General features: G+C 72.5%; 8 protein-coding genes. 7 read left to right on the top strand and 1 reads right to left on the bottom strand.

Going from position 1 to position 6,502, the window contains the following annotated elements:
• On the bottom strand, positions 1–1,024 hold a 1,024-nt coding region (locus tag B2P18_RS15895), incomplete at its 3' end, for an AbrB family transcriptional regulator (RefSeq protein WP_286961533.1).
• Positions 1,025–1,133: 109 nt separating this feature from the next.
• Between B2P18_RS15895 and B2P18_RS15890 the strand changes: the two genes are divergently transcribed.
• From B2P18_RS15890 to B2P18_RS15860, 7 genes are all read left to right on the top strand, one after another.
• Positions 1,134–1,802, top strand: coding sequence for a biotin transporter BioY (locus B2P18_RS15890; protein WP_286961532.1), 669 nt, complete (start codon positions 1,134–1,136; stop codon positions 1,800–1,802).
• 40 nt (positions 1,803–1,842) lie between these two features.
• Positions 1,843–2,529: an energy-coupling factor ABC transporter ATP-binding protein gene (locus tag B2P18_RS15885; RefSeq protein WP_286961531.1), complete on the top strand. Its 687-nt coding sequence runs from the start codon at positions 1,843–1,845 to the stop codon at positions 2,527–2,529.
• Between the two features lies 1 nt (position 2,530).
• Positions 2,531–3,130: an energy-coupling factor transporter transmembrane component T family protein gene (locus B2P18_RS15880; protein WP_239264113.1), complete on the top strand. Its 600-nt coding sequence runs from the start codon at positions 2,531–2,533 to the stop codon at positions 3,128–3,130.
• Between the two features lie 81 nt (positions 3,131–3,211).
• Entirely contained in the window at positions 3,212–4,411 is a 1,200-nt protein-coding gene (locus B2P18_RS15875; RefSeq protein WP_286961530.1) for a pyrophosphate--fructose-6-phosphate 1-phosphotransferase, read from the top strand.
• Positions 4,412–4,753: 342 nt separating this feature from the next.
• Entirely contained in the window at positions 4,754–5,167 is a 414-nt protein-coding gene (locus B2P18_RS15870) for a hypothetical protein (RefSeq protein ID WP_029211268.1), read from the top strand.
• A 172-nt stretch (positions 5,168–5,339) separates the two neighbouring features.
• The gene (locus B2P18_RS15865) at positions 5,340–5,678 is read left to right on the top strand and encodes a PadR family transcriptional regulator (protein WP_029211267.1); all 339 of its coding nucleotides are present in this window, start codon (positions 5,340–5,342) and stop codon (positions 5,676–5,678) included.
• 5 nt (positions 5,679–5,683) lie between these two features.
• A complete protein-coding gene (locus B2P18_RS15860; RefSeq protein ID WP_156911254.1) occupies positions 5,684–6,415 on the top strand; it encodes a hypothetical protein in 732 nt (243 codons plus the stop codon).
• The last annotated feature ends 87 nt before the right edge of the window (positions 6,416–6,502 follow it).

Genomic DNA, 6,502 nt, shown 5'->3' with positions numbered 1-6,502 from the left:
GCAGCGGCGCCAGCGCCAGGATCGCGAGGAGCCGCGCGAGCTGCACGGCAAAGACATAGGTCGGCTCGGCGCCGCTGTCGGTGGCCGTCGCCAGCACCGCGAACAGCCCGCCCGGCGTCGTCGCCAGATAGGTCGTCAGCGGGTCGACGCCCGTGACCTGCGACAGCACCCAGCCGAGCACCCCGCACAGGACCAGCAGAGCCGCGATCAGCACGAGCCCGGCGGGCAGCAGCCGCCCGATCGCCCGCACGCTGTCGCGCGTGAACTTCACCCCGACCTGCAGGCCGATCGCCAGCATCGCCAGGGACACGAGCAGGCCAGGCGTCTGCGCGCCGCCGAGCCCGCCCCACAGCGTCAGCCCTCCGGCCACGGCCAGCGGCCCGATCAGCGTGAACGTCGACACAGGCACCAGCCGGGCCAGCCCGAGCCCCACCCCGACCGACACGGCGACGAAGGCCGCCGACGCGACCCAGCCGCCACCGGCCCCGCCGGCAGCGGCGTCCCCGCCCTGCCCCGTCTGCGGGTGGAACACGAGGCCCACGACGAGCGGCAGGGTCACCAGCACGAGCAGCACCCGGAGGTACTGCAGGATCGACACGACCCGCGCGTCCGCCCCCAGCTCGTCGGCGATCGACGTGATGCCCGACGCCCCGCCGGCGGCCATCGAGAACAGTCCGGTGGCCAGCGAGATCGGGTGCAGACGCGCCAGTATGACGCCCGCGAGCAGGCTCAGCAGCAGCGTCACCACGGTGACGATCAGGACGGACGGCCAGTCGGCGGCGATCTGGCGCAGCGCCGACAGGGTCACCGTCTCGCCGATGGTCACCCCGACGAAGGCCTGCGCCAGCACCACGCTCCAGCGCGGCAGCTGGGGCGCCCGCGGCGACCCGAACGCCAGCACCGCCCCGGCCGCCAGCCCGCCGAACAGCGAGGGCGACGGCAGGGCCAGCAGCGCGAGGCCCGCCCACACGACGGCGCCCACGACGACCCCGGTGACGAGCACGCGGGCGGGAGGGGCGATCACCCCAGCACCCTAGGTCGGCCTCGCCGGCACGCGCCTCTCCGGCTCAGGTGTCGACCATCACCCGGCCCGGCCGCCGCCTCCTGAACGCCGTTCAGGTACGCTTCGCCCCATGCCCACCGCCGCCCGCCGCACCTCCACCAGCAACGACCCCAGCGCCAGCAGCGACTCCAGCGCCAGCAGCACCAGCGCAGGGGGCGACCACCCCCGACCCGCCACCCGACGCGGCCTCACCGCCCGCGACCTGGCCCTGATCGCCGCCTTCTGCGCCCTCATCGTCGCGCTGGTCCCCGTCAAGGTCCCGGTCGGCGGCGCCGCCCCCATCGTCCTGCAGAACCTCGGCATCATGCTCGCCGGTGCCGTCCTCGGGGCGCGCCGCGGGTTCCTGGCCGTGCTGCTGTTCGTCGTCCTCGCGGTCGCCGGCCTCCCCGTCCTCGCCAGCGGCGTGCGCGGGCTCGCCATCTTCACCGGCCCCACGGTCGGCTTCGTCGTCGGCTACCCCGTGGTCGCGCTCGTCATCGGCCTGCTCGTCCAGCGCTTCCTCCCGCGCCTGCACGTCGTGGCGGCGGTCGGCGCCTGCCTGGTCGGCGGCATCGTCGTGTCCTACGCCCTCGGGATCCCCGGGATGGCCTGGCGCTCGGCCAAGCTCGACCTCGCCGGCGCCGCGACCTTCTCGGCGACCTTCCTGCCCGGCGACCTGGTCAAGGCCGTCGTCGCGGGCGTCGTCGCCACCGCCGTCCACAAGGCGCTGCCGGACCTCGTGCCGGCCCGGCGCCGCTGACGCCGACCACGGCTCGCAGCAGGCGTCCGGCATACGACCCATGCCCACCATCCGCATCGAGGGCGTCGCCCATGCCTATGGCGATCGCCGCGTCCTCGAGCACGTCGACCTGACGTTCACGGAGCCGCGCGTCGGTATCGTGGGCGCCAACGGCTCGGGCAAGTCCACGCTCGCCCGCATGCTCAACGGCCTGGTGGACCCGACCGAGGGGCGGGTGCTGGTCGACGGCCTGGACGCGGCGCGCGAGGGGGCGGCGGTGCGGCGCAAGGTCGGCTTCGTCTTCCCCGACCCCGAGGCGCAGATCGTGATGCCGACGGTGCGCGAGGACGTGGAGTTCTCGCTGCGGCGCCGACGTGACCTCAGCGGCGACGACAAGCGGCGGCTGGTGGACGAGGTGCTCGAGCGCTACTCGCTGGCCGACCACGCGGACCACCCCGCGCACCAGCTCTCCTCGGGCCAGAAGCAGCTCCTCGCCATCGCCGCCATCCTCGTCACCCGCCCCGACGTGCTGGTCTGCGACGAGCCCACCACCCTGCTCGACCTGCGCCACTCGCACCAGGTCTCGCGGCTGCTCGACACCCTCGACCAGCAGGTTGTGCTCGTCACCCACCACCTGTGGCTGCTCGAGGGGTGGGAGCGGGTCGTGTGCATCGACGAGGGTCGGGTGGCGGCCGACGGGCCGGCCGGCGAGGTGGTCCCCTTCTACCGCCGGCTGATGGGGGCCTGACGTGCTGACCGGCGCGTATGCCGAGGGCCGCTCGCTCCTGCACCGCCTCCCGGTGCCCTGGAAGCTGCTGGCGCTCGCGGTGTTCCTCGTGCCGGTGTCGCTCGTGCAGCGGCCGTGGATGACGGCGGCCTCGGCGCTGGTCGTCCTCGGCGTCTACGCCCTGTGCCGGATCTCGCTGCGCCTGGCGTGGGGCGAGGTGCGGCCGCTGCGGTGGTTCCTGCTGGTGATGGCGCCGTTCCAGTGGTGGAGCGGCGGGTGGGAGGCCGTCGTGGTGACCCTCGGCGGCATGGTCGTGGCGGTGGCGGCGGCCGGGCTCGTCACCCTGACCACGCGCGTGTCGGAGATGCTCGACGGGGTGCAGCGCCTCGCCCAGCCGCTGCGGCACGTCGGCGTCTCGCCGGAGCGCGTGGCCCTGACCGTCAGCCTGACGCTGCGCAGCATCCCCGTCGTGGGGCAGCTCCTGCAGCAGACCCTGGACGCGAGGCGGGCCCGCGGCCTGGACCGGTCCGTGCGGGCGGTGGCCACGCCCCTCGTCATACGCACGGTCCGGCACGCCGAACGCGTCGGTGACGCCCTCGCGGCCCGGGGCGTCGACGACTGACCACGCGCGCTGGATAGGGTGGAGGTCGCAGAGTCGCGACCGTCATGACCCCTCATCCGCTATCGCAGGAGGACCCTCCCGATGACCATCAAGCGCGTTGCCATGCTGACCGCCGGCGGCTACGCCCCCTGCCTGTCCGCCGCCGTCGGCGACCTCATCGAGCGCTACACCGAGATGCTGCCCGACGTGGAGCTCATCGGTTACCGCCACGGCTACCACGGCGTGCTGACCGGCAGCTACACGGTCTTCGACGAGGAGACCCGCCGCAACGCGGGGGTGCTGCGCAACTTTGGCGGCAGCCCGATCGGCAACTCCCGCGTCAAGCTCACCAACGCCAAGAACCTCGTCGAGCGCGGCCTGGTCAAGGAGGGCGAGAACCCCCTCGAGGTCGCGGCCAACCGCCTCAAGGAGGACGGCGTCGACGTCCTGCACACCATCGGCGGCGACGACACCAACACCACGGCGGCGGACCTCGCGGCCTACCTGCACGAGCAGGGCTACGAGCTGACCGTGGTGGGCCTGCCCAAGACGATCGACAACGACATCGTCCCGATCCGCCAGTCCCTCGGCGCCCAGACGGCGGCCGAGCAGGCGGCGATCTTCGCCCGCAACATCATCGCCGAGCACGGCTCCAACCCGCGCATGCTCATCGTCCACGAGGTGATGGGCCGCAACTGCGGCTGGCTGACGGCGGCGGCGGCCCGCGACTACATGACCTGGCACGGCCAGCAGACCTGGCTGCCGCAGGCCGGCCTCACCCCGGAGCGCTGGGCGATCCACGGCGTCTACGTCCCCGAGGTGCAGATCGACCTCGACGCGGAGGCCGCGCGGCTCAAGAAGGCCATGGACGAGATCGGCTGCGTCAACATCTTCCTGTCCGAGGGCGCCGGCGTCGACGACATCGTCAAGCAGCTCGAGGCGTCCGGCCAGGAGGTCGCCCGCGACCCCTTCGGGCACGTCAAGCTCGACACGATCAACCCGGGCAGCTACTTCGCCAAGGAGTTCGGCGCCAAGATCGAGGCCGAGAAGACGATGGTCCAGAAGTCCGGCTACTTCTCCCGCTCCGCCGCCGCCAACGACACCGACCTCGCGCTGATCAAGCAGATGTGCGACGTGGCGGTCGACGCGGCCCAGGCCAGCACGCCCGGCGTCGTCGGCAACGACGAGGAGCGCGGCGACGAGCTGCGCGTCATCGAGTTCCCGCGCATCGCGGGGCACAAGGCCTTCGACGCCTCGCAGGACTGGTTCCAGGACCTGCTGCGCCAGGTCGGCCAGGCCTGACCGCCCCTCCCCACTCGTCTCCCTCGCAGATCTTCGGGTGGCAACCCGGAGGTCTGCGAGGACCGTGAGCGCCGCCTCGTCCACAGGGCGATCGAGGCGCGCGGATTGCCGCGCCGCCGTCCACAGGTCCGTCGCCAGGTCGTTCGCGGAGGCGCCGGCCCGGCCACCCTGGCGGCATGGACCTCCCCCCAGAGCTGATCGCCCGCCCCGTCTTCTCGACGGCGGAGGCTCGTGCCTGTGGTGTCACGTCGGCGGACCTCGCCTCGGCCCGGCAAGAGGGGCGGATCTCGTCCGTGCGGCGCGGGTGGTGGACGGCGAGGTCGGTGCGCTGGCCGTCGGAGCGTGGCGCGCCTCGCCGCCGTCCTGCACCTCGTGGACGTGAGGCACGAGTCCCCCGGAGAGTCTCGTATGACGTGGGTGGCGCACGGCCTGGGATACCGCCTAGAGCCCCAGGTGCCGGTCATGACCCGGCGCGGGCCCAGGCGACTGGACGCCATGCTCGAGGGGGAGTGGGTGGCCCTCGAGCATGACGGTGAGGTCAAGTACGTCGCCGGCCCGCAGGACACGACGCGCAACGACGTGCTGCTGCGCGAGAAGGTCCGCGAGGACGACGTCCGCGACCTCGGGGTGGAGGTCGTGCGGGTGAGCAAGGCGATGCTCGACACCCCCGCGCTCCTGCTCGAGCGGGTCGAGAGGGCACGGGTGCGCGCCCGTCGTCGCCACGGTCAGGCCCGTCGCCGAGCCGGCCGCATCTGAGTCGTCCGCCTGCTCAAGCCCGCCTCCTCGTACGCACTCGCTCCCTCGTCCAGACTGCATTCGCCTCCGTGGCAGATCTTCGGCTTCCAACCCGAAGATCTGCGACGGATCCGAGTAAACTAGTCAGACGCTCTAGGTAGACAGGCTGATTAAGTAGAGATACTGTCTAGCCATGCCCCAGCAACCGTGGCCGAGCGAATGGCTCCGAGGACTCCTCACCCTGGCGGTCCTCCGGGTCCTGGCGGACGGCCCCACCTATGGCTACGCCATCGCGACGACCCTCGAGGACAACGGGTTCGGCGCGATCAAGGGCGGGACGCTCTATCCCTTGCTCAGCCGCCTGGAGACGGCCGGTCAGGTCACCACCGAGTGGCGCCAGGGCGACGGCGGCCCCGGCCGCAAGTACTTCCAGCTCACCGACGACGGCCGAGAGGCCCTGGGGTGGCAGTCCACCCAGTGGCGGGAGTTCGCCCACCACACCACACGTTTCATCTCCGAGGGGGAGCAGTGATGACCATGACGGCACAGGACCGGAAGTGGATCGAGGAGCTCGTCATCGCGCTGCGGCTGCGAGACGTGCGCGGGGACGCGATCGGCGACGCCGTCGCGGCCGTCGAGTCCCACTGCGCGGAGAGCGGTGAGACCCCCCACGAGGCCTTCGGCGACCCGCACGACTACGCCGCCAGCCTGGACTTCCCGGACGACCTGTTGATCACCACCACGGCCAGGGATTGGCTGGGCCTCCTGGGGCCGGTCGTGGCGGGCCTGATGGGTCTGACGGCAGCCACCGCCACGGTCCGGGCCGTGCGCCTGGGGCAGGAGGTCGAGATCTCTGTCGGTCAGCTGGCCTCGTTCGCCTTCCTGGCCGTGTTCGTGCTCCTGACCGTGCGGGTCCTGGCCGCGTTGTTGCGTCACATGGTGGCCGGGTCCCTCTTCCTGGGCGCCGGGCTCGTGGGCGCGACCGCCCTGGCGGTCGCGCTCCAGCAGACGGCGTTCTCCGCGGATCCGTTGGTCATGGGCCTCGTGGCGGCACTGCTCCTGGCGTGCTCCGTGGTCGGCAACCGGCGTCTGGCCGGCCGTCCGACCGACCCGGTCCGCGACCCGCGGGATGGTCGCGACCGCTACGACCGATCTGACACTGCCGGCGGTGGGCTCGCCGCGGGACGGGCCCTCGCTGCCGCCAGTGGCTGGGTCTACGTGCTGGCCGCGGTGGCGCTCGGCGCCCTCACCTGGTTCACGGCCGGCTGACACGGCACCGCGCGGTGCTGTAAGAGCTCGGGGCGGGGTGCGCGTCAGGGGGAGGCGCACCCCGCCCCGTCATACGGCAGACTGACC

It is taken from the genome of Arsenicicoccus sp. UBA2120, from assembly GCF_002330965.1.
In the GTDB taxonomy this organism is placed as follows: Bacteria; Actinomycetota; Actinomycetes; order Actinomycetales; family Dermatophilaceae; genus Arsenicicoccus; species Arsenicicoccus bolidensis.
This window is presented reverse-complemented; position numbering and strand designations above follow the sequence as displayed.

What these genes read in the sequence shown, in the direction of transcription:
- B2P18_RS15890 (WP_286961532.1), top strand. Translation starts at nt 1,134, where the DNA reads ATGCCCACCGCCGCCCGCCGCACCTCCACCAGCAACGACCCCAGCGCC.
- B2P18_RS15885 (WP_286961531.1), top strand. Translation starts at nt 1,843, where the DNA reads ATGCCCACCATCCGCATCGAGGGCGTCGCCCATGCCTATGGCGATCGC.
- B2P18_RS15875 (WP_286961530.1), top strand. Translation starts at nt 3,212, where the DNA reads ATGACCATCAAGCGCGTTGCCATGCTGACCGCCGGCGGCTACGCCCCC.
- B2P18_RS15865 (WP_029211267.1), top strand. Translation starts at nt 5,340, where the DNA reads ATGCCCCAGCAACCGTGGCCGAGCGAATGGCTCCGAGGACTCCTCACC.
- B2P18_RS15860 (WP_156911254.1), top strand. Translation starts at nt 5,684, where the DNA reads ATGACGGCACAGGACCGGAAGTGGATCGAGGAGCTCGTCATCGCGCTG.